The 25630-nt window shown below is 67.3% G+C and carries 22 protein-coding genes, 2 tRNA genes and 1 pseudogene; 11 read left to right on the plus strand and 14 right to left on the minus strand.

What is annotated here, in order from left to right; all coding sequences use genetic code 11:
- Positions 1-148: 148 nt before the first annotated feature.
- Positions 149-2824, plus strand: coding sequence for a valine--tRNA ligase (gene valS / locus ACFQQD_RS09595; protein WP_378088686.1), 2676 nt, complete (start codon positions 149-151; stop codon positions 2822-2824).
- 127 nt (positions 2825-2951) lie between these two features.
- Here the strand turns inward: valS and ACFQQD_RS09600 are convergent, their stop codons facing one another.
- The 6 genes from ACFQQD_RS09600 to ACFQQD_RS09625 form a co-directional block, all read right to left on the minus strand.
- Positions 2952-3524 (minus strand): disulfide bond formation protein DsbA, encoded by a 573-nt coding sequence (locus tag ACFQQD_RS09600; protein WP_378090080.1) that lies wholly within the window; start codon positions 3522-3524, stop codon positions 2952-2954.
- A gap of 115 nt (positions 3525-3639) precedes the next feature.
- Positions 3640-4941: an ATP-dependent Clp protease ATP-binding subunit ClpX gene (clpX, locus tag ACFQQD_RS09605; RefSeq protein WP_378088688.1), complete on the minus strand. Its 1302-nt coding sequence runs from the start codon at positions 4939-4941 to the stop codon at positions 3640-3642.
- 228 nt (positions 4942-5169) lie between these two features.
- Positions 5170-5838: an ATP-dependent Clp protease proteolytic subunit gene (locus tag ACFQQD_RS09610; protein ID WP_378088690.1), complete on the minus strand. Its 669-nt coding sequence runs from the start codon at positions 5836-5838 to the stop codon at positions 5170-5172.
- A 69-nt stretch (positions 5839-5907) separates the two neighbouring features.
- Complete coding sequence (locus tag ACFQQD_RS09615) at positions 5908-6534, minus strand: ATP-dependent Clp protease proteolytic subunit (RefSeq protein ID WP_378088692.1); 627 nt, start codon at positions 6532-6534, stop codon at positions 5908-5910.
- Positions 6535-6800: 266 nt separating this feature from the next.
- Positions 6801-8216, minus strand: coding sequence for a trigger factor (tig, locus tag ACFQQD_RS09620; RefSeq protein ID WP_378088694.1), 1416 nt, complete (start codon positions 8214-8216; stop codon positions 6801-6803).
- A gap of 105 nt (positions 8217-8321) precedes the next feature.
- A tRNA-Pro gene (locus ACFQQD_RS09625) sits at positions 8322-8395 on the minus strand.
- A 253-nt stretch (positions 8396-8648) separates the two neighbouring features.
- Here ACFQQD_RS09625 and ACFQQD_RS09630 point away from each other — a divergent pair.
- A tRNA-Gly gene (locus tag ACFQQD_RS09630) sits at positions 8649-8722 on the plus strand.
- Positions 8723-8964: 242 nt separating this feature from the next.
- Here ACFQQD_RS09630 and ACFQQD_RS09635 read toward each other — a convergent pair.
- Positions 8965-9894: an Fpg/Nei family DNA glycosylase gene (locus ACFQQD_RS09635; RefSeq protein WP_378088696.1), complete on the minus strand. Its 930-nt coding sequence runs from the start codon at positions 9892-9894 to the stop codon at positions 8965-8967.
- Positions 9895-9921: 27 nt separating this feature from the next.
- On the minus strand, positions 9922-10395 hold the full coding sequence (locus ACFQQD_RS09640; RefSeq protein WP_378088698.1) for a ribose-5-phosphate isomerase: 474 nt from the start codon (positions 10393-10395) through the stop codon (positions 9922-9924).
- 163 nt (positions 10396-10558) lie between these two features.
- On the opposite strand from ACFQQD_RS09640, the gene pepN reads away from it, so the two are divergent.
- Complete coding sequence (pepN, locus tag ACFQQD_RS09645) at positions 10559-13129, plus strand: aminopeptidase N (RefSeq protein WP_378088700.1); 2571 nt, start codon at positions 10559-10561, stop codon at positions 13127-13129.
- A 9-nt stretch (positions 13130-13138) separates the two neighbouring features.
- Here pepN and fdhD read toward each other — a convergent pair whose 3' ends face one another.
- Positions 13139-14038, minus strand: a complete 900-nt coding sequence (gene fdhD / locus ACFQQD_RS09650; RefSeq protein ID WP_378088702.1) for a formate dehydrogenase accessory sulfurtransferase FdhD — start codon at positions 14036-14038, stop codon at positions 13139-13141.
- 149 nt (positions 14039-14187) lie between these two features.
- Here fdhD and ACFQQD_RS09655 point away from each other — a divergent pair, with 149 nt between their 5' ends.
- The 5 genes from ACFQQD_RS09655 to ACFQQD_RS09675 all read left to right on the plus strand — a co-directional run bounded on the left by ACFQQD_RS09655 (position 14188) and on the right by ACFQQD_RS09675 (position 18549).
- Positions 14188-15306: a ThiF family adenylyltransferase gene (locus ACFQQD_RS09655; protein WP_378088704.1), complete on the plus strand. Its 1119-nt coding sequence runs from the start codon at positions 14188-14190 to the stop codon at positions 15304-15306.
- A complete protein-coding gene (gene glp / locus ACFQQD_RS09660) occupies positions 15299-16654 on the plus strand; it encodes a gephyrin-like molybdotransferase Glp (protein ID WP_378088706.1) in 1356 nt (451 codons plus the stop codon). Before ACFQQD_RS09655 ends, glp begins: the two co-directional genes overlap by 8 nt.
- Before the next feature lie 158 nt (positions 16655-16812).
- Positions 16813-17274, plus strand: coding sequence for a cyclic pyranopterin monophosphate synthase MoaC (gene moaC, locus ACFQQD_RS09665; RefSeq protein ID WP_378090082.1), 462 nt, complete (start codon positions 16813-16815; stop codon positions 17272-17274).
- Positions 17264-18310, plus strand: a complete 1047-nt coding sequence (locus ACFQQD_RS09670; protein WP_378088708.1) for an NTP transferase domain-containing protein — start codon at positions 17264-17266, stop codon at positions 18308-18310. Before moaC ends, ACFQQD_RS09670 begins: the two co-directional genes overlap by 11 nt.
- Positions 18310-18549, plus strand: coding sequence for a MoaD/ThiS family protein (locus tag ACFQQD_RS09675; RefSeq protein ID WP_378088710.1), 240 nt, complete (start codon positions 18310-18312; stop codon positions 18547-18549). Before ACFQQD_RS09670 ends, ACFQQD_RS09675 begins: the two co-directional genes overlap by 1 nt.
- 53 nt (positions 18550-18602) lie before the next feature.
- Here the strand turns inward: ACFQQD_RS09675 and moaA are convergent, their stop codons facing one another.
- From moaA to ACFQQD_RS09690, 3 genes are read right to left on the minus strand one after another with little or no spacing between them, the layout of a single operon-like run.
- Entirely contained in the window at positions 18603-19757 is a 1155-nt protein-coding gene (moaA, locus tag ACFQQD_RS09680) for a GTP 3',8-cyclase MoaA (protein ID WP_378088712.1), read from the minus strand.
- Positions 19754-20299: a molybdenum cofactor biosynthesis protein MoaE gene (locus tag ACFQQD_RS09685; RefSeq protein ID WP_378088714.1), complete on the minus strand. Its 546-nt coding sequence runs from the start codon at positions 20297-20299 to the stop codon at positions 19754-19756. Before ACFQQD_RS09685 ends, moaA begins: the two co-directional genes overlap by 4 nt.
- Positions 20286-20819, minus strand: coding sequence for a molybdenum cofactor biosynthesis protein B (locus ACFQQD_RS09690; protein ID WP_378088716.1), 534 nt, complete (start codon positions 20817-20819; stop codon positions 20286-20288). The genes ACFQQD_RS09685 and ACFQQD_RS09690 overlap by 14 nt, the downstream gene beginning before the upstream one ends.
- Positions 20820-20989: 170 nt before the next feature.
- Between ACFQQD_RS09690 and ACFQQD_RS09695 the strand changes: the two are divergent.
- A pseudogene (locus ACFQQD_RS09695) lies at positions 20990-21331 on the plus strand (OsmC family protein); the annotation flags it as partial.
- Positions 21332-21409: 78 nt separating this feature from the next.
- Complete coding sequence (locus tag ACFQQD_RS09700; RefSeq protein WP_378090084.1) at positions 21410-21919, plus strand: globin; 510 nt, start codon at positions 21410-21412, stop codon at positions 21917-21919.
- A gap of 42 nt (positions 21920-21961) precedes the next feature.
- Here ACFQQD_RS09700 and ACFQQD_RS09705 read toward each other — a convergent pair whose 3' ends face one another.
- Positions 21962-22720 (minus strand): hypothetical protein, encoded by a 759-nt coding sequence (locus tag ACFQQD_RS09705; protein ID WP_378088718.1) that lies wholly within the window; start codon positions 22718-22720, stop codon positions 21962-21964.
- Positions 22721-22863: 143 nt separating this feature from the next.
- Here ACFQQD_RS09705 and ACFQQD_RS09710 point away from each other — a divergent pair, with 143 nt between their 5' ends.
- Positions 22864-23850, plus strand: coding sequence for an acyl-CoA thioesterase (locus ACFQQD_RS09710; RefSeq protein ID WP_378088720.1), 987 nt, complete (start codon positions 22864-22866; stop codon positions 23848-23850).
- Positions 23851-23872: 22 nt separating this feature from the next.
- Here ACFQQD_RS09710 and ettA read toward each other — a convergent pair whose 3' ends face one another.
- Positions 23873-25555: an energy-dependent translational throttle protein EttA gene (gene ettA, locus ACFQQD_RS09715; RefSeq protein ID WP_378088722.1), complete on the minus strand. Its 1683-nt coding sequence runs from the start codon at positions 25553-25555 to the stop codon at positions 23873-23875.
- Positions 25556-25630: the final 75 nt, after the last annotated feature.

Here is a 25630-nt window from a genome sequence, read left to right on the forward strand (position 1 = left end):
AAGACAGATCTCGACATCGGCGCACGTCGGCCGGGACATGGCCCGGCCACCTGACGTTGGGCGCGTGGATTTGGCCGCCTGGTGTTGGCCGCCCGACGTTAAGCGCCCAGATTCGGGACCGACCGCGGGCCATGGGACAATCAACGTCATGGCTGAACAGACTCCGGGCACAGACGCGCCCACATCCTCGACCCCCGCCGTGACCGTTCCGGATCGTCCCGCACTGGAAGGGCTGGAGGAGAAGCTCTCGGCGAAGTGGCGTCGCGACGGCACCTACGCCTTCGACGAGAACACCACGCGCGAACAGGTGTACTCGATCGACACCCCGCCGCCCACCGCCTCGGGTTCGTTGCACGTGGGCCACATGTTCTCCTATACGCAGACCGACGTTCTGGCCCGCTATCAGCGGATGACCGGCAAGAACGTCTTCTACCCCATGGGCTGGGACGACAACGGCCTGCCCACCGAGCGCCGCGTTCAGAATTACTACGGCGTTCGCTGTGACCCCACCAAGCCCTATATTCCGGATTACACGCCGCCGGAGAAGCCGGCGAAGAATCAGCGCGATTGGGACGTCGTCTCTCGTAAGAACTTCATCGAGCTGTGCGAGGAACTGGCCGTGGAGGACGAGAAGGTCTTCGAAGACCTCTTCAGCCGACTGGGACTGTCCGTGGACTGGTCCATGACCTACCGCACCATCGACGACACCTCCCGCGCCGTCTCTCAGCGTGCCTTTCTGAGGAACCTGGACTCCGGTGACGCGTACATGGCCGAGGCGCCCACGCTGTGGGACGTCACGTTCCGCACGGCCGTGGCCCAGGCGGAGCTCGAAGACCGAGAGGTGCCCGGCGCCTATCACCGCATTCCGTTCTTCACCGCGTCAGGCGATCAGGTCATCATCGAGACGACCCGCCCCGAGTTGCTCCCCTCCTGTTCCGCCTTGGTGGCCCATCCCGACGACGAGCGCTACCAACCGCTGTTCGGCCAGACCGTGACCTCTCCCCTGTTCGAGGTGCCCGTCGAAGTGCGCGCGCACGGTCTGGCCAATCCGGAGAAGGGGTCCGGCATCGCCATGGTCTGCACATTCGGTGACCTGACGGACGTCACCTGGTGGCGTGAGCTGGAGTTGCCCACGCGCACCGTGGTGGGCCGAGATGGTCGGTTCCAAGCAGAGGTCCCGGAATGGATCACCAGCGAGGCCGGCCGTGCACAGTATGCGGCGCTGTCCGGCAAGACGGTGTTCTCGGCCAAGGAGACGGTGGTGTCAGCCCTGACCGAGGCCGGGCTGTTGGACGGAGAGCCGAAGAAGATCACCCACGCGGTGAACTTCTACGAGAAGGGCGACAAGCCGCTCGAGGTGATCTCCTCCCGCCAGTGGTACATCCGCAACGGCGGCCGCGATGCCGACCGTCGCGAGAAACTCATCGCCCGCGGTCGCCAGGTGAACTGGCACCCGGAGTTCATGCGCTCTCGCTATGAGAACTGGGTCGGGGGCCTCAACGGCGACTGGCTGGTCTCCCGCCAACGCTTCTTCGGCGTCCCGATTCCGGTCTGGTACGCCGTGGATTCTGCCGGCGATCCGGACTATGAACGCCCCATCCTGCCGGCCGACGATCAGCTGCCGGTGGATCCCGTGGCGGAACCGGCGCCCGGATTCGATGAGTCACAGCGAAATGTCCCGGGCGGATTCACCGGGGACCCCGATGTTCTCGACACCTGGGCCACGTCGTCTCTGACTCCCCAGATCGTGGGACGGTGGAGCCGCGACGAGGACTTCTTCGCCACGGTGTTCCCCTTCGATCTGCGGCCGCAGGGTCACGACATCATCCGGACCTGGCTGTTCTCCACCGTGGTGCGCGGTGAGTCACTGAACGACTCGGTGCCGTGGAACCACACCGCGCTGTCCGGCTGGATTCTGGACCCGGACCGCAAGAAGATGTCCAAGTCCAAGGGCAACGTGGTCGTGCCGACGGACGTTCTGGATGAGTACGGTTCGGACGCGGTGCGCTACTGGGCCGCCTCGGCGAAGCTCGGAGCGGACACCGCCTATGAGGTCGCGCAGATGAAGATCGGGCGTCGGCTGGCCATCAAGCTCCTCAACGCCTCGAAGTTCGTGCTGAACCTGGGCGCTTCCGTGGACACGGTGGTGAAGTCTGCCGACGCCGCCGCGGTCATCACGAATCCGCTGGACCGGGCCTTGATGGTTCGCCTGTACGAGACCATCCGGCAGTCCACCCGGGCCTTCGAGGGATACGACTACGCGCGTGCACTTAACGTGACGGAGTCCTTCTTCTGGCAGTTCACGGACGACTACGTGGAACTGGTCAAGGACCGCGCCTACGGCGGTCACGGTAGTCCCGAACAGGCCTCCGCGCTGGCCACGCTGGCGACCACCCTGGACGGCCTGCTGCGTCTGCTGGCACCGTTCCAGCCCTTTGCCACCGACGAGGTCTGGGGCTGGTGGCGTTCCGGCTCTGTGCACCGGGCTCCATGGCCGGGCCTGAACGAGGAGCTGACCGGGGTGGAGGCAGCCTCCAGCGGCGCGACCGCGGACGTCCTCGCCGCCGTGGCGCTGGCCCTGGGCGGCATTCGCAAGGCCAAGTCCGAGGCGAAGGTGAAGCAGCGCACCGAGGTGGTCTCCGCCGTCGTGACCGCCCCAGAGAGCCGGTTGGGCTCCCTGCGCGGCGGATTGGCCGATCTGAAGGCCGCCGGCAATGTTCGCGACCTGACCCTCAGTGCCGGCGCCCCGGGGGCTGACACCGAGGTCACCGTGTCCGAGGTGGAACTGGCCGCCCCCGAGGCCAGTGAGGCCCCCGCCGGCTGAATGTCGAGCGACGACTGAGATTCGACCGACGACTGAGATTCGACCGACGACTGAGGCCGGGCGCCCAGCGCCCGGCCTCAGTGCCGTGTTGTCGGTCGAACTCGATACTCAGTCGAGTTCGGGGTACTCAGTCGAATTCGGGCTTCGTGGTCCGGGACCGCTTGATCTCGTAGAAGTACGGGTACCCGGCCAGCGTGACGGCCGCGTCGAAGATCGTTCCGGCTTCCTCGCCCCGCGGGATACGGGTCATCACGGGACCGAAGAAGGCCGTGCCGTTGAAGGACACCACGGGCGTGCCGACCTCATCCCCGACCAGATCAATACCCGCCTGGTGCGAGGCACGCAGCTTCTCATCGAGGACGTCCGTCCGAGCCGCTTCCAGAATGTCCTCGGTCTCCAGACCGAGCTCGTCCAGGGCCTCTCGAACGGCGACCTCGAAGTCCTTCTGTCCCTCATTGTGGATGCGGGTCCCGACGGCGGTGTAGTACTTGCCGACCGCCTCGTTGCCGTGCCGGTCCCACACCTGGGTGGCCGCACGGGCGGGGAGCCAACCGCGCTCCACTGACTCCCGGTAACCGGCGTCGAGGTCCTTGTCCTCGTTGAGCACGCTCAGGGACATGATCCGCCAGTTCACGGTGATGGGGCGGACCTTCTCCACCTCGAGCATCCAGCGCGAGGTGATCCAGGCGAAGGGGCACATCGAGTCGAACCAAAAATCGACGGTCTGTGTTTCGGTCGTGGAGCTGTCAGTCACGTCTTGCCTCCTGGGCAGTTGTCGCTGAAATTCTGGTTCTTGCGGCTCAGTCTGGTGTCGCTCAGGCCGATTTGTTGCGGCGCTTGCGCTGAACCTCTCGGGAGATCAGAGTCGGTTCTGCACCCTCTCGAACCACGTCTCCGGTGATGACCACGGTCGCGATGTCGTCACGCGAGGGCAGATCGAACATGATCGGTTTGAGCACTTCCTCCATGATCGAACGCAGACCGCGAGCACCGGTACCCCGATCCTCGGCCTGCTCGACCACGGCGTCCAGCGCGTCGTCTTCGAACTGCAGCTCGACGCCGTCCATGAGGAACATCTTCTGGTACTGCTTCAGCAGCGCGTTCCGTGGCGACGTCAGGATGTTCACGAGCTGCTCATGGTCCAGATTGTCCACGGTGGTGATCACGGGCAGGCGACCGATGAACTCCGGGATCAGGCCGAACTTCAGCAGGTCTTCGGGACGGACGTCCGAGTAGGACACATCCCTCTTTCCAATGGTGTTGACCGGCGCACCGAAGCCGATGCCCTTGGAACCGGCACGCGAGGAGATGATCTCGTCCAGGCCGGCGAAGGCTCCGGCCACGATGAACAGCACGTTGGACGTGTCGATCTGCAAGAACTCCTGATGAGGATGCTTGCGCCCTCCCTGCGGGGGAACCGCCGCCGTGGTCCCTTCCAGGATTTTCAACAGGGCCTGCTGCACGCCTTCGCCGGAGACATCTCGAGTGATGGAGGGGTTCTCGGACTTGCGCGAGATCTTGTCGATCTCGTCGATGTAGATGATGCCCTGCTCGGCCTTCTTCACGTCATAGTCGGCGGCCTGGATCAGCTTCAGGAGAATGTTCTCCACATCCTCGCCGACGTAACCGGCTTCGGTCAGCGACGTGGCATCGGCCACGGCGAAGGGAACGTTCAGCTTCTTGGCCAGGGTCTGGGCCAAGTAGGTCTTGCCGGATCCGGTGGGCCCGACCAGCAGGATGTTCGACTTGCCCACCTCGACGTCGGCCAGAGCGTCATGCTCGGCGGCCCGGTCCACCAGCGAGCTCTCCTTGGACTGCTGCCCCGAACGGATGCGCTTGTAGTGGTTGTACACCGCGACGGCCAACGATCGCTTGGCCTCGGTCTGGCCGATCACGTACTCCTCGAGGAAGTCGTGGATCTCCTGCGGCTTGGGCAGCTCGACCTCGGCCGTCTCGGCGACCTCGGAGAGCTCCTCTTCGATGATCTCGTTGCACAGCTCGATGCACTCATCGCAGATGTACACGCCGGGGCCGGCGATCAGTTTCCGAACCTGCTTCTGGCTCTTGCCACAGAATGAGCACTTGAGCAGGTCGGCGCTTTCACCGATGCGGGCCATGCGGGACTCTCCTCGATAGGGGTCGGGCTACCAGACTGGCTGCCCGGGACACTGCCATTACAGCTTAGGGGGTGGACACGTTAGAGCCGTGGATTGCAACGGCGGCCCGCGCCCTGAGAATCCAGGGGGCGAGCCGCCGTCGGGACACCGAGTTCCTCTCGATGGAAGTGCGCCCTGTCGGCAGACGCACTTCCGCCGGACCTGCCGAGGTGTCAGCAGGTCAACGGATCAGTTCGAGATCTGAGGACGCGTGATCTTGCGGGACTCGAGGACCTCGTCCACCAGGCCGTATTCCTTGGCTCCAGCGGCCGAGAGGAACTTGTCCCGGTCGATGTCCTGACGAACCTGCTCGGCCGTCTTGTCCGTGTGGGACGCCAGGGTCTCCTCCATCCAGGTACGGATGCGGAGCAACTCGTCGGCGTGGATCTGCAGATCCGTCGCGGTGCCGCGGTCGCCGCCCATGGACGGCTGGTGAATCAGGACGCGAGCGTTCGGCAGTGCCAGGCGCTTGCCCGGGGCACCCGCGGCCAACAGCACCGCGGCGGCCGAGGCGGCCTGGCCCAGGCACACGGTCTGGATCTCCGGGCGCACGAACAGCATGGTGTCGTAGATCGCCGTCATGGCGGTGAACGAACCACCCGGAGAGTTGATGTACAGGGTGATATCCCGCTCCGAGTCCATGGATTCCAGCACGAGCAGCTGGGCCATGATGTCATCGGCTGAGGCGTCATCCACCTGCGAGCCGAGGAAGACGATGCGGTCCTCGAAGAGCTTGGCGTAGGGGTCCTGGCGCTTGAAGCCATAGGGCGTGCGCTCTTCGAACTGGGGCAGGATGTAGCGGTTGCTCGGCGCCGGCTGACCGGCACCGGAAGGCATTCCGACGGGTAACTGGTTCATGTCTGGTCTCTCCTGGGCGATGGGTCTGGGCGGTGGGGTGGACGGCTGGCCATCCGGCCTGAGGCCGGATCAGGCGTTGTCGTTCACGCCCCCGCCACCGGACACCGAGCCGGAACGTTCGGCGATGTGGTCGAAGAACCCGTACTCCAGGCCCTCTTGAGCGGTGAACCACTTGTCACGCTCGTTGTCCTTGAGGATCGTGTCCACGGTCTGCCCGGTCTGCTCGGCGGTGAGCTCGGCCATGACCTGCTTCATGTGCAGGATCAGCTGGGCCTGGATCCGGATGTCCGACTCCGTGCCGCCGATACCGCCCGAGGGCTGGTGCATCAGGATGCGGGCGTGCGGGGTCGCATAGCGCTTGCCCGGGGTGCCCGAGGACAGCAGGAACTGTCCCATGGAGGCGGCCATGCCGGTGGCGACCGTGACGACGTCGTTGGGGATGTACTTCATGGTGTCGTAGATCGCCATGCCCGCGGTGATGGAGCCGCCCGGGGAGTTGATGTAGAGGTACACATCCTTCTCCGGATCCTCGGCGGACAACAGGAGCATCTGCGAGCAGATCGCGTTGGCGTTCTCATCCATCACCTCGGAGCCCAGCCAGATGATGCGTTCTTTGAGCAGACGATTGTAGATGTAGTCCTCGCGGGACGCCGGATCAACCGACGCCATACGGGGAGCAGTGGACGATTCGGACATGACGCCCTGCCTTCCTTCGGATGGACTTCACATGCCTTGGGACACCGACGGTGCACCTGGGGCAATGGCCTGGGATCGAGACTACTGTTCCTCAGCGGCCTCCGTACCGTTCTGACGCGGCTGTTCGCTGTTGGCGTGGATCGTGCCGGTGGCGCCAACGCAGAACGCCCGGGCCTCCGTCGTCGGGTGACAACGGCCGGGCCCGGGCGTTCTGGGAACTCGGCGATCAGGTCCTGTGCGGACCGATCAGAGCTGGTGCTGACCGATCAGGACTCGGTGGACTTCTCGTCGGACTGCTCTGCGGGCTTCTCGTCGGACTGCTCAGCCTCGGCGGTCTCCTCAGGAGCCTCCGGAGCCTCGGCTTCTTCGACCTCGCCCTCGGCGCCGCCCGGGGTGACGAAGGAGGTCAGGTCGACCTCATTGCCCTCGGTGTCGGTGACCTCGGCGTACTCGAGGACCTTGGCCAGTGCCTTACGACGGCGGACCTCGCCCATGATCATCGGGACCTGGCCGGCCTGATCGAGCATCTGAGCGAACTGGTTCGGGTCCATGCCGTACTGCTGGGACGTGGAGACGATGTACTCGATCAGCTCGCCCTGGTCCACGCCGACCTCTTCGGCGTCGGCGACCTTGTCCAGGATGATCTCGTTGCGGAAGGCCTCGCGAGCGTTCTGCTCCACCTCGGCGCGGTGCTCCTCGGTGTCGTGCTCGTCGCCCTCGGTGTGGCCCTGCTGGGAGAAGTGCTGCTCCACCTGCTCGGCGACCACGGAGTCCGGGACCGGCACCTCGACCAGCTTCACCAGCTCCTCGAGAACCTTGTCCCTGGCCTCGACGCCCTGGTTGGTCACTGCGCCCTCGGCTGCCTTCTCCTTCAGGTCGGCCTTGAGCTCCTCGATGGTGTCGAACTCGGAGGCCAGCTGAGCGAACTCGTCGTCGGCCTCGGGCAGTTCGCGGTCCTTGACCGCGTTCACCACGACCTTGACGGTCGCCTGCTCGCCGGAGTGCTCGCCTCCGGCCAGGGTGGTCTCGAACACGGCATCCTCGCCGGCGGAGAGGCCCTCGAGAGCCTCGTCCAAGCCGTCGAGCATGGTCCCGGCGCCGACCTGGTAGGACAGGTCCTCGGCGTGGTCGACCTGCTCGTCGCCGACGGTGGCGGTGAGGGTGATCGTGACGAAGTCATCCGTCTGGGCCGGGCGGTCGACCTCCTTGAGCGTCCCGAAGCGGGAACGGAGCTCGTCCAGGGCCTTCTGCTCGTCCTCTTCGGACGCGGCGGCCGGCTCGACCGTCACCTTCAGTCCCTTGTAGTCCGGCAACTCGACCTCGGGGCGGACGTCGACCTCCACCGTGAACTTCAACGGCCCTTCAGCCTCGCCGTCGACGCCGGGCAGGGTGGTGATCTCCACCTCGGGGCGGGACATCGGCGTGGCCTCGGTCTGGGCCAGGGCCTCCTGATAGTAGTCGTTCAGACCCTCGTTGACGGCCGTCTCCACCACGTAGCCGCGGCCGATGCGCTGGTCGATGATCCGCGCAGGAACCTTGCCCTTGCGGAAGCCGGGGACCTGGATCTGGTTGGCCACTGTCTTGTAGGCCTCGTCCAGGCGCGGCTTGAGGTCCTCGAACGGGACCTCAACGTCGAGCTTGACCCGAGTCGGGCTGAGGTTTTCTGCGGTGCTCTTGACCACGTGGCACTCCTGTGTGGATTGTTCGTCTCGTCTGATGGGCGGATGGGCCCGGCCGCCGGGCATCCGGTGAATCAGGCCGCTCCGGCAAGCGGAGCGACCATGACGTCGGGGTGACAGGATTTGAACCTGCGGCCTCACGCTCCCAAAGCGCGCGCTCTACCAAGCTGAGCTACACCCCGCAGACGGCCCTGGCCGTTTCTGGCCAGGGACCAGTGTACGCACTCCCGTGCCATACTCCGCATTCGGGCGATTTTCAACCCACGTACGCGGCCTCTCGGGCTCACCACCGCGGTGACAGCCCGCCCGACGACGCCGCGCCGACGAGGTCTCTTTTGCGGCTCAGCCTGACGGCTTGGTAGGATCGTCCTCGCTGCCTCTGGCAATAGTCTTCTTCTGGAGCATTTTCTGGACGTCGACTCACCGGAGCGCTGCGGGGATGTAGCTCAATGGTAGAGCCCCAGTCTTCCAAACTGGCTACGCGGGTTCGATTCCCGTCATCCCCTCCACCGGCCACCTATGGGCCCGGTGAATCGTGCCGGGTCTCGCCATCTTCGCGGGACCCGGCACGATTCTCGTTTAATCAGGTCTCCAGCTCCTTGCCGATACCCCCCTTTCGTGGTGATCCTGACGGCTCGCACTGATTTTCACTGCGAGCCGTCAGGATCGGCACGAAGGCAAAGCACGAAGGCAGAGGGAGGGCCGTCACGCGAGTGCGACAACCTGAAGCGGCTGGCTCGGCTGGCTCCGGTTATAGAGACTGGCACCCCGGGCACCAGTAGAGCTTGCGCGCCTGCATGTCCGTCACCCGCACCTGAACGCCGCACACGCGGCAGCTCAGGCCATCGCGCTGGTACACGTAGTAGGCGTTGTCCGGCCACAGCGGCGCCGGCGCACCCGTCTCGTCGAGGCTGTCGCGGTGCTCGGGGCGCGTTGTGATGATCTTGCCGCGTCGCACACCGTCCCTCATCAGCGTCACGAGGTCCTCCCACAACGCCGTACCGGCCTCCTCGTTCAGGGACCGACCCGGCAGCCACGGATTCAGACCCTGCCGAAAGAGCGACTCTGCTCGGTAGATGTTGCCGACCCCGGCCACCACCGCCTGATCCATCATGAGCTGGCCGAGCGCCACCCTCCGCCGGCTCACCCGCGCCAGAAACTCCTCCGGCCCGGTGCCAGGCACCAGCGGATCCGGTCCCAGGCGAGCGACGACGGCGGCCGCCTCCTCTGGTGTGATCACCTCGCACGCCGTGGGGCCGCGCAGATCCGCCCAACCGCGGTCGGACACCAGCCGGACGCGCACCTGGCCGACGGGCGGCGGCGGGCCGGCATACGGTCGGGACGCGTCGGCGTCGTCCGTGAAGGTGTCCGTCTCCCCCATCTTCCGGGGCGCTCCGATGCTCGAGGCCCCACGGAAGGTCTCGTCTCCACCGAAGCTCCACGCTCCGTACAGGCCGAGGTGAACGCGCAGGACCGACTGGACCGCGCCGTCGTCGTGCGCTGGACCGAAGCCGAGGAACAACTGCTTGCCGTGCGCGCGGGCCTGCACCAGTGTGGCGCCGTCCAGCAGGCGAGCGCCGGCCTCGAAACGGCCTTGCGGCGAGCTGACGCGCAACCGTTCGCCGCCGAAGACGTCGGTGAACTGCCGGGCCAGGCGGTGGACCGAATGACCCTCAGGCATCCGTGGACTCCGTCGTCCGTCGGCGAATCAGTCCAGCACCTCGCCCGAGGTCTCGAAGTGAGCGATCTTGCTGATGCGGCGGACGTGGCGCTCGTCCCCGGAGAACGGTTCGGCCAGAAAGGCCTCGATGATGGCGGTGGCCTCCTCGCGGGAATGCTGGCGGCCTCCGACGGCGACCACGTTGGCATCGTTGTGCTCGCGGGCCAGTTTCGCCGTGTCCAGATTCCACGCCAGAGCAGCGCGAACGCCGCGGACCTTGTTGGCGGCCATCTGCTCGCCGTTTCCGGAACCGCCCAACACGATTCCCAGCGCATCCACTCCCGACTGCTGGTCGACCACGACGGCCTGAGCCGCCTTGATGCAGAAGCCCGGGTAATCGTCCTGCGGATCGAAGGACTGCGGCCCGTGATCGACCATCTCGTAACCCAGTCCGGTCAAGTGCTGGATGAGGTGGGCACTCAGTTCGAGGCCGGCGTGGTCAGTGGCGATGTGCACGCGCATGGGGCTGCTCCTGGTTCCGGTGGGATACGGTCGTGACCAGCGACCAGCCTACCGGCGGCGGGCCGAGCAAACCCAGCGGGATGCTGTCCCTTCCGGACAGGGCGGTGGCACAATGTCGTGATACCCAACACTTGTTTCACGCCCTGACTGCACCGGAGGCACTGTGCCCACTCTGAACATCACCCGCGCCGAGGCTGCCGAGCGCGCTGCCGCTCTATCCGTCGACTCCTACGAGGTCACTCTGGATCTGACCGACGGCGGCGACCAGTTCCGGTCCGCCACCACCGTGCACTTCTCGGCGGCTCCGGACGCGGTCGGCACGAGCACGTTCATCGACTTCATCTCCTCTCAGGCCCCGGCGGTCCGCCTCAACGGAGAGGATTTGAACGCCGAGGCCTTCGACGGCACGCGCATCACCATCGGCCCGCTGGCCGCCGAGAACGTCCTCGAGGTGGACGGGCTGGCGGATTACATGAACACCGGCGAGGGGCTGCACCGCTTCGTGGACCCGGTGGACGACGAGACCTACCTCTACACCCAGTTCGAGGTCCCGGATTCCCGCCGCATGTTCGCCGTGTTCGAGCAGCCCGACCTCAAGGCCACCTTCGCCTTCACGGTCACCGCGCCGGACCACTGGGCTGTGGTGTCCAACTCCCCCACTCCTGAACCGGTCCCCGCCACCGGCCAGACTGCCACCTGGACGTTCGAGCCCACCCCGCGGATCTCGTCCTACATCACCGCGCTGATCGCGGGTCCCTACCAGTCGACCCATTCGGAATTGACGAGCTCGGACGGACGCACCATTGACCTGGGCGTGTACTGCCGCGCCTCCCTGTTCGAGCACCTGGATGCGGACAACATCCTCGATCTGACCCGCCGCGGTTTCGAGTTCTACGAGGCCCAGTTCGGCACCCCGTACCCCTTCGCGAAGTACGACCAGCTCTTCGTGCCCGAGTTCAATGCCGGGGCCATGGAGAATGCCGGAGCGGTGACGTTCCTGGAGAACTACGTCTTCCGCTCCACCGTGCCGGAGGCCACCATCGAGCGCCGGGCCATCACCATCCTGCACGAGCTGGCGCACATGTGGTTCGGCGACCTGGTGACCATGAAGTGGTGGAACGACCTCTGGCTGAACGAGTCCTTCGCCGAGTTCATGTCCACCCTGGCCGCGGCGGAGAACACCCGCTACACCGGCTCCTGGACCACGTTCTCCTCGATGGAGAAGAACTGGGCCTATAAGCAGGATCAGCTGTCCACCACGCACCCGATCAAGGCCGAGATCCGCGATCTGGACGACGTGCTGGTGAACTTCGATGGCATCACCTATGCCAAGGGCGCCTCGGTGCTGCGCCAGCTGGTCGCCTGGGTGGGCCAGGAGAACTTCATGGCCGGCGTCCGCGCCTACTTCGGCAAGCATGCCTGGTCCAATACCGAGCTGCCGGACCTGATGCGTGAGTTGGAGGCCTCCTCCGGCCGGGATCTGGCCGAGTGGACCCGGCTGTGGCTGGAGACCTCCGGCGTCAACACCCTGTCCGTCGAGGTCAGCACCGAACAGCCCGACGGCGGCGCGATCACCTCCCTGGCCCTGCGCCAGTCCGCACCGGGAGATGACCGGCCCGGTGACGCGGTACTCCGTCCACATCGCATGGCAGTGGGCTTCTATTCCGCTGATGAGGACGGCCGGCTGGTGCGCACCGACCGTTTCGAACTGGACGTGGACGGCGAGCTCACCGAGGTGACCGAGGCCGTCGGCACGCAGCGCCCAGACCTGATCCTCCCCAATGACGATGACCTGGCCTACGCCAAGATCCGCCTCGATGACGCTTCATGGTCGTTCGTGGCCACGCGACTGAAGGACGTGGCCGAGTCCTTGCCCCGCACGCTGTTGTGGGGAGCCGCGTGGGACACCGTCCGCGACGCCGAGGCAACGGCCGGCTGGTTCGTGGATCTCCTGCTGACCAATGTGGGCTTCGAACGTGACTCCTCCGTGGTGCAGACCCTTCTCCGTCAGCTGACCACGACCCTGTCTCAGTACACGGCACCGGAACTCGCCCAACAGCGGCGCGAATCCACCGCAGACCGCCTGCTGGAGTTGGCCCGCGACGCCGAGCCGGGATCGGACAACCAGCTGCAGTTCGTCAAGGCCTTCGCACTCCACGCGCGATCGTCGCAGCAACTGGACACCCTGGCCGCATTGCATACCGGTTCCGAGACGCTGGCCGGGCTCGACCTGAATACGGATCTGAAGTGGGAGATGCTGACCGGTTTGGTCGCCGGGGGCCGGGCCGGTGAGGACGAGATCGCCGCCGCGGAGGCCGAGGATGCCACCGCGACGGGTGCCCTGGCCGCCTCTCAGGCTCGTGCCGCCGTCCCGTCCGCGGAGGCCAAGCGCACGGCGTGGGATCAGGTGGTGTCCGGCTCACTGTCCAACATGACGCAGCGCAGCGTCCTCGCCGGGTTCAACCGGGTCCACCGCACCGAGTTGCTGGCCCCTTTCGCTGAGGAGTACTTCCGCGTGGTCGAGGAACTGTGGGCCTCGCGCTCGCACGAGATGGCCGAGTCCGCCGCCATCGGGCTCTTCCCGGGTTCCCAGGTCTCTCAGGAGACCATCGACGCTAGCAACGCCTTGGTGGAGCGGTCCGCTGAGCGGCAGGCGGCCCTGTCCCGCACGGTGGCCGAGTCCCGCGACGAGATGGTCCGGGCCCTGGCCGCTCGGACCGTCGACGCCGGCTAGCGCGGACGGCTATTCAGACCCAGTCGTTCGGACCGCACCCGCTGCTACAGCGCGGGGTGTGGTCCGTTCGACTGGGTCTGCTGCGCGGATCCGGTGGTCGCCGGCGTAGATGACGAAGCGGTCGCCTCGGACGAAGCCCGCGAGCGTCATCCCGGCGTCCCGGGCCAAGTCCACCGCCAACGACGACGGCGCGGAGACCGAGGCGAGCATCGGCACCCCCGCCATCATCGCCTTCTGCGTGAGTTCGAAGCTGGCCCGGCCCGAGACCATGAGAATGTGGCCGCTGAGGGGCAGCTTTCCCTGCAGCAGTGCCCACCCCAGGACCTTGTCCACGGCGTTGTGGCGGCCCACGTCCTCGCGCACGGCCACCAGTTCTCCGGTGCCGGCGTCGAAGAGTCCGGCCGCGTGCAGGCCACCGGTGCGATCGAAGACCTTCTGCCGCTCTCGCAGCACCTCCGGCATCTCCAGGACGAAATTCTCGGAGACCTCCATCGGGTCCTCCGCCACCGGGAAGCGACTCTGGGTGCGGACGTTCTCGATGCTGGTGCGCCCGCAGAGTCCGCAGGCACTGGTCATCAGCACTTGTCGCTCGGTGTCCGGGGTCGGTGCGGCCACGTCCGGTCGCAGCACCACATCGACCGTGTTGTCCGTCTCCTCGGCGCCGGGGCCGAAGTCGCGACCGCAATACCGCACCGAGTGGACCTCCTCGGCCGCGCCGATGAGACCCTCACTGAGCAGGAACCCGACGGCCAGGGAGAAGTCCTCGGTCGGGGTGCGCATGGTGACGGCCAGCCGCCGTCCATTGACGCGGATCTCCAGCGGCTCCTCCGCGGCCAGCACATCGGCCCGCGCATCCCGTTGACCCGCCTTGACCCGCACCACCCGGACTCGTGACTCGCTTCTGGACATGCCCCCATCATCCTCCCTGCACCAGCCTCCGTGCATCCCGGCTCGGATAAAGATCCCGGCTCAGGCAAGGTTCCCGGCTCGGCCCAGCCTCTCTGCCCCCGCGTCCTCACGCTGAGTCCCGTCGGCCCGTGGCCGACTAGTGTTGAGACATGTCCACGGAACGCCTCTCCCCTGAGTCTTCTACCGACTCGCGGACCGTTCGCCAGCGGACGTTGCCTCAGATCGGGGACTCGGGACAGGAACTCCTCCGCGGAGCCACTGTCGCGGTCGTGGGAGCCGGCGGACTCGGTTCCCCGGTGATCCAGTACCTCGCGGCCGCGGGCATCGGCACGCTGCACGTCATTGACGACGACGTGGTCGAACTGAGCAATCTCAATCGCCAGACCCTGCACGGCGTGGACACTGTCGGCCGGGCGAAGACCGACGGTGCCGTGGCCGCCGCTCACCGCCTGTCGCCCGAGACCACCGTGGTTCCGCACCCCGTCCGCCTGACCGACGCCAACGCGGAGGATCTCCTGGCCGGTGCCGAGGTGGTCCTCGACGGCAGCGACTCCTTCACCACGCGCTTCGTCATCCACCGGGCCGCGACGGCTCTGGGCATCCCCGTGGTCTTCGGCGCCCTCATGCAATGGAACGCCCAGGTCACAGTCTTCTGGTCCGATCCGCCGGCCGAGGCGGGCCTGTCCCCCGTCGTGCTGACGGATGTCTTCGAGGACGACGACGCCACCCACGCCGCGCCCGGCTGCGCCGAGGCCGGGGTCCTGGGCGCCGTCGTCGGGATCACCGGCTCGCTGATGGCTCTGGAGGCCATCAAGCTCGTCTTGGGCACCGGTAACCCGCTCGTGGGCCGGATGATGGTGATCGACGGCCTCGCCGGCACTACCGCGGAGATCCCGCTCGCGGGCTCGGCCACTAGCACGTCACCGTCAGCTGGCCCGACGACGGCGGCTCACCCCGTGTCCCCGGACGCGATCGATCCGCGCGCCATGTGGATTGATGTCCGACGGACCGAGGAATCCCGCGAGCGCCCCGGCCCGCCCGGCACGGTGGAGTTGCCCCTGGACCGTCTGCTCCGCCTCGATACCGGACCGCAGACGCCTCTGCCGCACGATCATCCGCTGAGCTCCGTTTCACCAGACAGAGTGCTCTTGCCCTTCTGTGCCTCCGGACCCCGCAGTGCCGCTGCGGCGAGGCATCTCACCGCCCTCGGCTGGCCGGTCTTGGGCTATCTCGACGGCGGACTGCCCGAGGAGGCCCCGCGTGGCTGAGCTCCACTACCGCTCCGTCGAGGAGCACCAGCAGCGCATCCTCGATCGTGTTCCCCTCCTGCCGACCGAGGTCCTCGCGTTGGCTGACGCCTCCGGGCGCACGTTGGCCGCCGATGCCGTCGCGGGACTGGACCTGCCACCATGGGACAACTCCGCCATGGACGGTTACGCGGTGCGCACGGAGGACACCGCCACCGCCACTGCCGACCGCCACGTTCAGCTGACCATCACGGCTGAGCTGCCGGCCGGAGCGGACGCCGATCCCCCGCTGGCCGCCGGTGAGGCGGCCCGGATCATGACCGGAGCGCCCCTGCCCACGGACGCGGACGCCGTCGTGCCCCTGGAGGACGTGGTGGGCTGGGATCCGGCCGCTCCGACCGCCGGGAGCACCGCCCCGGAGCACGTCGTTCTGAACCGGGCGGCCACTGAGGGCCGGCACATTCGCCGCCGCGGCGAGGATGTGCGCGCCGGGGACCGGGTGGCGTTCGCGGGGGAGCCACTGACCCCGCATCGCGTCGCTGCCCTGGCGGCGGCTGGCATCGCCGAAGTGAGCGTGCGGCGCCGGCCGCGGGTCGTCGTCGTGAGTACCGGTTCTGAGCTGGTGGCGCCGGGCGAATCGGTGCGCCGTGGTCAGATTCCCGACTCCAACAGCCTGCTGCTCGCTGCCCTGGTTCACGCGACCGGCGCGGAGGTCGTCCACCGGGGTCAGGTGTCCGATGACTCTGCTGCCCTGCGATCGGTGCTTGATACCACGCGAGGGACCACCGATGCGGTCGTGCTGACCGGTGGCGCGAGCGTCGGTGCCCATGATGTCGCCCGCCTGGTGTTGGCGCCGTCTGCCCCGGGAGGGGTCCCGAAGGCCGGTCCCGACGACGGCGGCCCGGTTCCGGGCACAGTTTCGGCCCCCGTTCCCGACCTGGATGACTCGTCCGTGCGTTTCGACCGGGTGGCCGTCCAACCCGGGAAGCCTCAGGGATTCGGCGCCCTGCCCGACGGCCGCCCCGTGTGGTCGTTGCCGGGCAACCCGGTCAGCGCGTGGGTGTCCTACCTGCTGTTCGTCGAGCCGGGGTTGCTGGCCATGCAGGGCCGCACCACACCGCGGGCCCCGTGGCTGCCGGCCACCGCCGGCGACAGCTGGCGCTCACCCCACGGCCGCGAACAGTATGTCCCGGTCCGCGTGGTCTCCGCAGCCGGCGAGCCGTTGCGCGTCGTCCAGGCCACCGAGCGCGGTTCGGGATCCCACCTGGCCGGCCGCCTGGCACGGGCCACCGGACTGGCCCGAGTGCCCGCCACCACGGACGAGGTGTCCGCCGGGGACACTGTCCTGTACCGATCCTTGGAGGTCTGAGAGGTCTGATGGAACCCGCCGCGTCACCGAACCACCCGTCCAGCGCATCCAGCGAATCCAGCTCACCCCGCACATCCAGCACATCCAGCACATCCAGCATCCTTGACGATGCCGGCGCCGACGGCTTCACGCATCTCTCCGGCGATGGCTCCGCCCGCATGGTCGATGTGACTGCGAAGCAGCCGACGGTCCGCAGCGCCACTGCGGAGTCCACGGTGCTGGTGTCTCCCGAGGTCCTGACGGCGCTGGCCGCCGGCACCGTGGCCAAGGGCGACGTCTGGGCCGTGGCCCGCATCGCGGGGATTCAGGCGACCAAGAAGTGCGCGGAGCTGTTGCCCCTGGCCCATGTGATCGGTGTCCATGGAGCCTCCGTCGACTTCGAGATCGAGCAGGACCGCATCCGCGTCACCGCCACCGCCCGCACCGCCGATCGCACCGGGGTCGAGATGGAGGCCATGACCGCGGCCTCCGTGGCCGGACTCGCCATCGTGGACATGGTCAAGGGACTGGACCGATCGGTCGAGCTGACCGGCGTCAGGCTTCTGGAGAAGACCGGCGGACGCTCCGGGACCTGGCGCCGGGACGGTCTCGAGAGCCGGGACGGGCGCGGTGACTCCTGACCGCCTGGCCGCCGTCGTGCTCGCCGGTGGGGCCTCGTCCCGGATGGGCCGGGACAAGGCCTCCCTGGAGCTCGACGGCAGCACGTTGCTCGACCGGACCGTTCGGGCGGCCGTAGGGGCCGGGGCCACTCGGGTGGTGGTCGTCGGCGACCGGCCGGACCGTCCCGTGGCCCCAGCTGATGCGGAGGTGCTGTTCGTCCGGGAGGATCCCCCTGGATCGGGACCCGTCGCCGCCCTGGACACGGCACTGGCTCACGTGGAGGCGGACTGGTTGCTGGTCCTTCCCTGTGACCTCGCCCGGCCCGGGGAGGCGTGCCGGGAATTGCTGCGCGCGGCCGACATCGCCGGTTGTGAGGACAGCAGGAGCGAGGATGGCGCCCGTGAGGACGACAGGGATCCACTCGACGGTGTGGTCGCGGTGGACGCCGCCGGTCGACGGCAGCACCTCACCGCCGTGTTCCGCACCGCGCCCCTCCGCCGCGCCGCCACAGCGGGAGTCACTCGCGTGCGCGAGCGCGTCGCCGGACTGAACCTGAGGGAGGTCTCCGAGCCTGCGGACCGCCCCGGTCTCTGGGACGATATGGACACCCCCGAAGATCTGGAGCGCGTGCGGGCCGAGTCCACCCCTGCCGTTTCCTCACCAGAAGCACCACAGGAAGCACCGCGCGAAACCCCACAGGAAACCCCACAGGAAAGAGGAACCATGGCCGAGCAGGAGATTCCCGGTCTACGAGTCTGGCTGGAGACGGTGGCCACGGAACTGGACCTGCCGGAATCAGTCGTCGTGCCCGGTCCGCTGCTGGATGTCGCCCGGGATGTGGCCCGCGGCGTTGTCCGCCCGGGCGCACCGACCACCACGTATCTGGTCGGCGTGGCGGTGGGCCTGCAACTGGCAGGCGAGAGCTGGTCGGACGAGGCCGTGGCGAGCCTCATCGACCGTGTCTCCTCCCGGATCCAGGACCTTGCCCTGGACTACGATCCGTCACCGAACGAGACTTCACCGGAAAAGTCGTCAACCGAACAGGAGCGCCCCTGATGGCACGGGTTCGCTTGTTCGCCGGAGCCGCTGACATCCTCGGGGTGTCCGAGACCCAGATCGACGCGACCACGGCGGGAGCGCTGCGGCAGGCCCTCTTGGCCGACCACGGCGTCAGTGCCGAACAGGTCATCGCCCGCTGTTCCCTGATGGTGGATGGGGTACGGGCCGCCGACGATGACCACCCGGTCACACCGGATTCACTGGTCGACGTCCTCCCGCCCTTCGCTGGCGGGTGAGTGCCGCCGGCTAGCCGGACGTCGCTCGCTTCTGGCAGATCGCCACCTCAGGGTTAGCCGCCGATGGCGTTCATCCCTCGGCCCGGCTGAACGAAGCCCGGGTCGTCGATGCCGTGGCCGGCCTTCTTCGCCCCCACGGACAGTTTCATGGCCGCGGCCAGGTCTTCGTCGGGAGCCGAGGCCCCGAGCAACGTCCGCAGGTCGGTCTCCTCGCGGGCGAACAGGCAGTTCCGCAGCTGACCGTCGGCGGTGAGGCGCAGCCGGTCGCAGTCTGAGCAGAAGGGCGCTGAGACCGAGGCGATGACGCCCACGGTGTGTGGGCCGCCGTCGACGGTGTAGAGAGCCGCAGGCGAGGACCCGCGGCCGGGCACCGGCGCCAGTTCGAATCGTTCGGCCAACCGCTTGAGAATCTCCTCACCCGAGACGAGGTTGTCACGCTTCCAGGTGTGCCCGGCATCCAGGGGCATCTGCTCGATGAACCTCATCTGTGCGTCCTGCGAGACCGCGAAAGCGACCAGGTCCCCGAGCTCGTCATCATTGACCCCGCGCATGGCCACCGCATTGAGCTTGAGCGGCCGTAGTCCTGAGTCCCGCGCGGCGGCGATGCCGGCCAGCACGTCGCTGAGCCGATCCCGGCGTGTCAGTTCACGGAACCGATCAGGTTTCACCGTGTCCAAGGAGATGTTGAGCCGGGACAGTCCCGCCGCCTGCAGTGCGGGCAACCGTCGGTCCAGGGAGATCCCGTTAGTGGTCATGGACACCGGAAGCCGTCCGCCGACCGGGAGCTCGATCGCCGCGAGCCGAGCCACGATGTCCTCCAGATCCGCGCGCAACAGCGGTTCGCCGCCGGTCAGTCGGACACCGGTGATGCCGTGGTCCACGGCGATGCGCACGAGTCGCTCGATCTCGGCCGCCGAGAGCAACTGCTCCTTCGGAGTGAACGGGCCGGCGTCCTCCGGCATGCAATAGGTGCAGCGCAGGGAGCACTTATCCGTCAGCGAGACACGCAGATCGCGGTGAACGCGCCCGAAGCCATCGGTCAGATCGCGGGACGTCCCGACGCCGGCCAGCTCGTCCGCGGTGGGCAACAACCGGCGAGCCTCTGGGCCGGCTGCCAGGGCAGCGGCGGTGGTATCGGTGGCCTCGGCGGGAACGGCCCCGGGGCCACTCGCGGTCCGCGTGGCGAGGGTGATCGGCACGCCGCTCATGGAAGTCCCACCCAGTGCGCTTCGCCGGTCTGTGTCTGCTGCCTCTTCCAGATGGGCACCTCCGCCTTGATGTCCTCGACCACCGCACGGCAGGTGTCGAAGGCCTCGGCGCGATGAGCGGAGGCCACCGAGACCACCAGGGCCAGCTCGCCGACGGTCAGGTGGCCGATGCGGTGCACCGCGGCGATCCGCACCTCTCCGTCCGGGTGCTCGGGGCCGCGGGCATGATGCTCGACGATACTGCGCACGATGCTCTCGGCGTCGGGGTGGGCGGTGTAGTCGAGGGAGGCCACTGTGCCGGTGGCCTCGGGGTCATGGTCACGCACGACGCCGGAGAAGGTCAGCGCGGCCCCACAGCTCGGGCTCAGGACCGAGGCCTCCACCGCAGCTGGGTCCAACGGCGCCGTCGAGAGTCCCGAACGCTCGGTCGAATCTGCGATGGGATCTGCGGTGGAATCTGCGACCGGACTTGCGACCGGATCTCCGGTGGTCTGCTCCCGCGCGGGTGGCGTGACGTGAGACGCGTGATCAGTGGCGGTCATGGTCGCCTCCCTTGAGCTGGTTCATCAGGTGATCCAACAGTGGGGCCAGCAGTCTGATTCCCTGCTCGACGGCGCGGAGCGAACCCGGCAGGTTCACCACCACGGTCGGCTGACCGTGGACAACAGACCCGGAACCGTCGTCGGCTGGTGCTCTCCGGCCGATGATGCCGGCGCGCCCCCGGCTCAACGCGGCCGTCGGTGTCTGCGCGGCGCCCTCTCGGCGCAGCAGTTCGGCCACACCGGGCAGTTCGGTCTCGATGACTCCGTCCATCGCCTCGGGCGTGAGGTCGCGGGGCGAGACACCCGTGCCACCGAGGGTCAGTACGACGTCGGCCCCGGCCTCACGCGCGGCCTGGACCGCCCCGCGGACCGAATCCACGCCGTCGGGAACCAAGGAGTTCTCCGTCCTCGAGTCCGGCAGAAGGTCGGCGAGGAGCTCCAGCGCGCGCGGCCCTGCGGTGTCCGGTGCCCGGCCCGTGTGGGCGCGGTCCGAAACCGTCACGATGTGGATCAGTGGCATCACACCTCCAAAGGGGTCTTCTGAGTCTAGGGTTGCCTGCGCCGTCGAGCCACCGCGGGAGACCTGGGGGTACCGTGGAGGGCGTGAAACACACCTTCTCTCTGAGCGCCGAATGGACAGGGCAGCCCGGTTCCGAGACCTCCGGATACCAGGATTTCGGCCGCGATCTCGTGGTCCGGGCCGAGGGGCCAGGCGAACTCAGCGGATCCGCCGCCCGCGCCTTCCATGGCGACGACTCTCGCTGGAATCCCGAGCAGCTGTTGTTGGCCGCCCTGGCCGAGTGCCACCTGCTGTCCTACCTCCGGGCGGCGGCCCAGTCCGGGATCGTGGTCACCGGCGCGTCCGTTCGCGCCGAATGCACTCTGACCCTGGATCACGATGGCGGCCGCATCACCGCCGCCACCCTCTTCCCCGAGGTATGGCTCTCCGATGAGGACCAGCGCGACGCGGCCGATGCCCTGCACCAGAGCGCCCATGAGCAGTGCTTCATTGCCCGGTCCGTGAACTTCCCGGTCCAGATCAAGGCTCAAGAGGTCCGCCAAATGAAGCATCTGCCGGACTTCGGTCAGCGCCTGGGTGCCCCGATCGCGGTGCTCAAGCCTCGCCAGGGTAAGTCTCCGAGTCGGGTCACCGGGCTCGACAACCGCCCCGCACCGGATCCAGCCTCGGCAGCCCCGCCCTCAGAGGCACAGTCCTCAGAAGCTCAGCCCTCGGAGGCTCAGCCCGAGAACGCCAGCTTCTACGACCAGGTGGGCGGGCACGAGACCTTCGTCAAGCTCGCCCGCGTCTTCTATGAGGGCGTCGCCGCCGATCCGGAGTTCCGGGCGATCTATCCCGAAGAGGACCTGGGTCCGGCCGAGGAGCGGTTGCGGATGTTCCTCGAGCAGTACTGGGGCGGCCCGCGCACGTACAGCGAGCAGCGTGGACATCCCCGGCTCCGAATGCGGCATATGCCCTACACGATCGACTTCGCCATGCGCGATCGGTGGCTCCAGCACATGCGAGTGGCCGTGGACTCCCTCGAGTTACCGCCGCTGTACGAGCAGACCCTGTGGGATTACCTGGAGCGCGCGGCTCACTCCATGGTGAACTCCGGCTGAGGCACACCGGACTGCTCCCCGGCGATCGGAGCTGCCGAGTGATCAGAGCTGCATCGGCCGGCGGCACAGCACAAAGCCGGCCGGTCCAGTAAGCCGCACCCACGGGCCCGAGGTGTGGACCGACGTCGTTCCCTCTCGGGTGAGGAAGCCGAGCCCGTGGGCAGCGAAAGCGGCCCCGGCGGGAAGGAAACCGTCCTCGCCGTCGGGTGACGAAGCGCCCAGGAGCCGTCCCCACACCGCAGCCCGAGCCTGCGCGACCATGGAGGCCCCCGGATCCGCCGGCAACGCGTCGGCCAGTTCGCGGATGCCGTCCCGCGCGATCTGCTGCAGCTCGTCGTCCGATACCGTGGCCGCGGGCGTCCACCCCGTCCGCGGGGGCGTCACGGCAGCCCAGGCGGCTTGTTCTGCGACCGGCGGTGGGGTGAAGGCGGTGGACCCGGTCGAGGTCATACGGGCCAGGCGTTCCAGGACCGATGACAGGGCGAAGACGGCGTCGAAGCCGTCGTGACGGCCCTCCACCAGCCGGAACGTCCGCAGCCCCAGGACCACGGGTACCTGATCCCCCAGGCCACGAGGTTGCAGGACGGAGACCCAGGCCGCCAGGACGCTACCGACGACCTGCAGCCGGACGCCCGTGTCCGACATGACTTTGGCCCGCGTACAGTACCGCTCGACATCCGCCACCGCGTCCTGGTCTTCCAGGGTGATGGCTGGGCCGCCGGCCGATTCGCCGGCTGGTTCGGCGGCTGATTCGGCGCCGCTGCTTCCGGAGTCGGAGGGTTGCGCAGGAGTCGGTGACATGGGATCCATTGTCCCATTCCCTGCCCCCTTCACTGTCGCATCCCTCACCATCCGCCCCGATCTGGCACCGCGGGCCGGGAGTAGAATGCAGCAGAGGTTACCGGTCGGTAGATTCCGGCCGCGCACGACGTGAAGGGACATTCATGGGGTCTGGCAAAGTACGAAAGCAACGCACCGACTTCCCTGAGGACCCGACCGACGTCCTGCGCCAAGTCCTGGATCTGACTCCGGACGGAACCGACCCGCATACCGGGGAGACGCTCTTCACTGGAATCACGCCCCCGCAGGCCCGCGGCCGGGTCTTCGGCGGGCAGGTGATGAGCCAGTCGCTGATGGGCGCGGTCGCCACGGTGGAGGGAGACCGGGCCGTTCATTCCATGCACGCCTACTTCATCCGGCCCGGTGACGCGCTGCTGCCCATCTCTTTCGCCGTCGAGGTCTTGCGCGACGGGCGCTCTTTTTCCGTTCGGCGCGTCCACGCGCGGCAGGAGGGAAAGACCCTGCTGTCGATGATCTGTTCGTTCCAGGAGCCCTCCCCCGGGCTCGAGCACCAGTCCCCCATGCCGACGGGGGTGCCGGACCCGGAGTCCCTGCCGGCGACGTCGGAACGCCTGGGGCACCTCGGGCACCCCATGGCGCAGGAATGGTCCTGGGCGCGTCCCTTTGATATCCGGCACGTCGACCCGGCCATTGAGACCACGGCGGACAAGCGTCACGTGGCGACGAACATGGTCTGGATGAAGACTTTCTCGGCCCTGGGCGACCAGGCGAATCTCCACCGGGCGGCACTCGCCTATGCCTCGGACTACACCCTGCTGGAACCGATTCTCCGCCGGCACGGGCTGGCCTGGGTTCGTCCCGGCATGTCCGTCGCCTCACTGGATCACGCCATGTGGTGGCACCGTCCCGCTCGCGTGGACGAGTGGCTGCTGTACGTCCAGTCCAGCCCGTCTGCGCAGGGAGCGCGAGGATTGAGCAACGGACGCATCTACTCGCGCAGCGGCGAGCTGGTCGCCTCGGTCGCCCAAGAGGGTATGGTCCGAGTTCCCACGGACTTCCAGAACAAGGTCAAGGGAGCCGTTCAGGGCCTGTACCTGAAGACGTCTCGACGTCCCGGGTCAGGCTCCTGATCGGTTCTTCCCCGATGCTCGGTCAGTCGCGCGTGAGCTTCCGGTGCGTCACGCGGTGCGGTCGGGCCGCATCCGCACCGAGCCGCTCGACCTTGTTGGCCTCGTAGGACTCGAAGTTGCCCTCGAACCAGTACCAGCTCGACGGATCCTCGTCAGTGCCCTCGTAGGCCAGCAGGTGCGTGGCGACGCGGTCCAGGAACCACCGGTCGTGAGAGATGACCACGGCGCAGCCGGGGAACTCGAGCAGCGCGTTCTCCAGTGAGGCCAGGGTCTCGACGTCCAAGTCATTCGTCGGCTCATCCAGCAGGAGCAGGTTGCCGCCCTCTTTGAGCGTCAGCGCCAGATTCAGCCGGTTCCGCTCACCACCGGACAGCACTCCAGCCTTCTTCTGCTGGTCCGGACCCTTGAAACCGAAAGCGGAGACATAGGCGCGAGACGGCATCTCGACCTGGCCGACCTTGATGTAGTCCAGGCCGTCGGACACCACTTCCCACAGCGACTTCTCTGGGTCGATCCCGCCGCGGGACTGATCCACGTAGGAGATCTTGACCGACTCGCCGATCTTCAGTTCGCCGCCGTCGAGGGGTTCCAAGCCGACGATGGTCTTGAACAACGTGGTCTTGCCGACGCCGTTGGGGCCGATGACTCCCACGATGCCGTTCGGCGGCAGCGAGAAGGACAGACCGTCGATCAGCATCCGATCGTCGAAGCCCTTCTGCAGGTTCTTCGCTTCGATCACCTGGCTGCCGAGCCGCGGTCCCGGTGGGATCTGGATCTCCTCGAAGTCCAGTTTCCGGGTCTTCTCGGCCTCGGCGGCCATCTCCTCGTAGCGGGACAGACGGGCTTTGGACTTCGCCTGACGACCCTTGGAGCTGGAGCGCACCCAGTCCAGTTCGTCTGCCAGGCGACGGGCCATCTTGGCGTCCTTCTTGCCCTGGATGTCCAAGCGGGCCCGTTTCTTCTCCAAGTACGTGGAGTAGTTGCCCTCGTAGGGGTACAGGCGACCGCGGTCGACCTCACAGATCCACTCGGCCACGTGGTCCAGGAAGTACCGATCGTGAGTCACGGCCAGCACGGCACCGTGGTAGGCGGCCAAGTGCTGCTCGAGCCACAGCACGGACTCGGCGTCCAGGTGGTTGGTGGGCTCATCCAGCAACAGCAGGTCCGGCTTCTGCAACAGCAACTTGCACAAGGCCACTCGGCGGCGTTCACCACCGGAGAGCTTGGTGACGTCGGCGTCCGGCGGCGGGCAACGCAAGGCGTCCATCGCCTGGTCGAGCTGGGAGTCGATGTCCCACGCATCGGCGGCGTCGATCTCCTCCTGGAGCTTGCCCATCTCCTCCATCAGCGCGTCAAAGTCGGCGTCCGGGTTCGCCATCTCTTCCGAGATCTCGTTGTAGCGCTGGATCTTGCCGTAGATCGCGCCGACGCCCTCTTGGACGTTGCCCAGCACCGTCTTCTCCTCGTTGAGCGGTGGCTCCTGCAAGAGAATGCCGACGCTGTATTCGGGAGCCAGCCTGGCCTCTCCGTTCGAGGGCTGATCGAGCCCGGCCATGATCTTCAGGATCGTGGACTTGCCCGCGCCGTTGGGACCAACCATGCCGATCTTCGCCCCCGGCAGGAAGGACATCGTCACGTCGTCCAGAATCAGCTTGTCGCCCACTTTCTTGCGGGCCCTGACCATGCTGTAAATGTATTCCGCCATGCACCCCAGGCTAGTGGGTGGCCGCCGGATCGCCTGCATCGGTAGCGAACGGCGGCCACCATCGAAGCTCGGTTC

The organism is Citricoccus sp. GCM10030269 (genome assembly GCF_042665635.1).
In the GTDB taxonomy this organism is placed as follows: domain Bacteria; phylum Actinomycetota; class Actinomycetes; order Actinomycetales; family Micrococcaceae; genus Citricoccus.

Coding starts and splice junctions, on each gene's coding strand:
- ACFQQD_RS09600 (WP_378090080.1), bottom strand. CDS start 3,524: ATGTGCCCCTTCGCCTGGATCACCTCGCGCTGGATGCTCGAGGTGGAG.
- valS (WP_378088686.1), top strand. CDS start 149: ATGGCTGAACAGACTCCGGGCACAGACGCGCCCACATCCTCGACCCCC.
- ACFQQD_RS09610 (WP_378088690.1), bottom strand. CDS start 5,838: ATGAACCAGTTACCCGTCGGAATGCCTTCCGGTGCCGGTCAGCCGGCG.
- moaA (WP_378088712.1), bottom strand. CDS start 19,757: ATGAGCGGCGTGCCGATCACCCTCGCCACGCGGACCGCGAGTGGCCCC.
- clpX (WP_378088688.1), bottom strand. CDS start 4,941: ATGGCCCGCATCGGTGAAAGCGCCGACCTGCTCAAGTGCTCATTCTGT.
- ettA (WP_378088722.1), bottom strand. CDS start 25,555: ATGGCGGAATACATTTACAGCATGGTCAGGGCCCGCAAGAAAGTGGGC.
- ACFQQD_RS09615 (WP_378088692.1), bottom strand. CDS start 6,534: ATGTCCGAATCGTCCACTGCTCCCCGTATGGCGTCGGTTGATCCGGCG.
- ACFQQD_RS09675 (WP_378088710.1), top strand. CDS start 18,310: ATGGCACGGGTTCGCTTGTTCGCCGGAGCCGCTGACATCCTCGGGGTG.
- ACFQQD_RS09635 (WP_378088696.1), bottom strand. CDS start 9,894: ATGCCTGAGGGTCATTCGGTCCACCGCCTGGCCCGGCAGTTCACCGAC.
- ACFQQD_RS09685 (WP_378088714.1), bottom strand. CDS start 20,299: ATGACCGCCACTGATCACGCGTCTCACGTCACGCCACCCGCGCGGGAG.
- ACFQQD_RS09640 (WP_378088698.1), bottom strand. CDS start 10,395: ATGCGCGTGCACATCGCCACTGACCACGCCGGCCTCGAACTGAGTGCC.
- moaC (WP_378090082.1), top strand. CDS start 16,813: ATGGTCGATGTGACTGCGAAGCAGCCGACGGTCCGCAGCGCCACTGCG.
- ACFQQD_RS09655 (WP_378088704.1), top strand. CDS start 14,188: ATGTCCACGGAACGCCTCTCCCCTGAGTCTTCTACCGACTCGCGGACC.
- fdhD (WP_378088702.1), bottom strand. CDS start 14,038: ATGTCCAGAAGCGAGTCACGAGTCCGGGTGGTGCGGGTCAAGGCGGGT.
- ACFQQD_RS09690 (WP_378088716.1), bottom strand. CDS start 20,819: ATGCCACTGATCCACATCGTGACGGTTTCGGACCGCGCCCACACGGGC.
- ACFQQD_RS09705 (WP_378088718.1), bottom strand. CDS start 22,720: ATGTCACCGACTCCTGCGCAACCCTCCGACTCCGGAAGCAGCGGCGCC.
- ACFQQD_RS09710 (WP_378088720.1), top strand. CDS start 22,864: ATGGGGTCTGGCAAAGTACGAAAGCAACGCACCGACTTCCCTGAGGAC.